Consider the following 1,913-nt stretch of genomic DNA (forward strand, 5'->3'; position numbering starts at 1 on the left):
AATCGAGTAGGAGCTAAATAATTAATTTATTTAGCGACCTCTCACACCACCGTGCGTACCGTTCGGTACACGGCGGTTCAATAAGAATTACCTAATCATAAATTTTTCAGTTAAGGTTATAAAGCCTTGTTCTTTAAGGTATTTATTAGTTAGAGTTCTTGTTAAGACTGGGCTATGGGATATTCTCCAATAGCCTTTTCTTGTATTCGCATATTCCCAAGCTTTGTATTCATCAATACCAAGCCTTTTGAGATTATCATGTTTTGTTTTAATTCTCTTCCATTGTTTCCAATAACATAAGCGAATCCTTCGTCTTAGCCACTCGTCTAAGGTTTTAAGTATACTTTTCATATCTGCTAATTTAAAATAATTTACCCATCCAACTATAACTTGTCTTAGTTTAATAGCACGAAGTTCCATACTCATAGCATTACTTCTTCCTGTTATTTCTTTGAGCTTACTTTTAAGTTTCTTAACAGAATTTTGGTGTACTCTTATTCCCATTTCACCTTTCTTTGGATAAAATGTAAATCCCAAATACTTCAACTTCCACGGTCTGTCGACCTTGCTCTTGTCTTTATTGACTTTGAGTTTCAAATCCTCTTCTATAAACCTTGTTATACTTGCCATTACACGGTATGCTGACTTCTTTGATTTTAAATAAATATTACAGTCGTCAGCATACCGACTGAAGTGCAATCCTCGCTTTTCTAACTCTTTATCCAGCTCATTTAACATGACATTACTAAGTAATGGTGAAAGATTGCCACCTTGCGGTACACCTTTTTGAGAGGTATTAAAAATTCCTCTTTCCATTACTCCCGCTTGAAGATATTTTCTTATAAGGGATATTACCCTAACATCCTTTACTTCTTTATAAACGAATCCTATTAATTTGTCATGATTTACAGTATCGAAGTATTTCTCCAAATCAATATCTACTGCCCACTTGTAACCTTTATCCATGTATTCTTTGCATTTTCCAATTGCTTGGTGTGCACTTCTATTTGGTCTAAATCCATAACTATTATCCGAAAATTTCTCTTCAAATATTGGATTTAGAACTTGAGCGATAGCTTGTTGTATTACTCTGTCTACAGCAGTTGGTATTCCTAGTGGTCGTTTCTTTCCATCAGGCTTAGGTATTTCTACTCGCCTTACTGGATTAGGTTTATACCTACCTTCCAATAGTAATTGCCGAAGGCTGGCGCCATTTTCTTTCAAGTATTGTAGAAGTTCATCTACCTTCATACCATCAACTCCATGACTACCTTTATTAGCTCTAACTTTCTTAAATGCTTGATTTAAGTTGTTTCTGTCAATAATCCTTTCAAACAGTCCATTGGTGTATTTATTTTCGGCGTTCTGTCTCTTTTCTATCGTCAATGAAATGCTCGGCGCTCCTACATACTCTTCGAGTTCCACTCTATCCTTTTGTAGGTAACCTTCATTATGAAGTTGTCTGCTTTTATCACATTTCTTTGTGTTTTTCAAAGTTTCAAAACCTCCTATCGTTCAGTCCTTCACCGAAGGCTCATGAACCTTCTGCTACTATGACGTCTGCTGACTTCTTAGATTTCAACTTTACATCACTGCAAAGGTTGTTATTTCAAAATTCATCTCTATAACATTTACCTAAGATCTCCCCGGGTAAGAACACAATCTTTCACTCCATCTATCTGCTACATTTACACCACTTGTTTCGAATAGTTTTGGGCTTCGTTATGTTATGCAAACTTACCCACAAGCACATGCCTTATATGTAGTTTCTATTCGTCAGACCAGAGTTTTGCCGCCGACTTCCTTCAGATTCCACGTCACCATGGACACCCTTGTCTTAAGCTATGCACTTGGCACTATTAACCCGTGCTAGGGACTTTCACCCATTAGATTGCGTCCATGCCGGGCGCACA

Annotated in this window: 1 protein-coding gene; it reads right to left on the bottom strand. The window is 36.9% G+C overall.

Annotated features, from left to right (window positions below):
- Positions 1-87: 87 nt before the first annotated feature.
- Positions 88-1,494 carry a group II intron reverse transcriptase/maturase gene (gene ltrA / locus Ctaglu_RS24565; protein ID WP_125006689.1) on the bottom strand — a complete coding sequence of 469 codons (1,407 nt, stop codon included), beginning with the start codon at positions 1,492-1,494 and terminating at the stop codon, positions 88-90.
- Positions 1,495-1,913 lie beyond the last annotated feature (419 nt).

This window comes from Clostridium tagluense (genome assembly GCF_003865095.1).
GTDB classification, from domain to species: Bacteria; Bacillota; Clostridia; order Clostridiales; family Clostridiaceae; genus Clostridium_AD; species Clostridium_AD tagluense.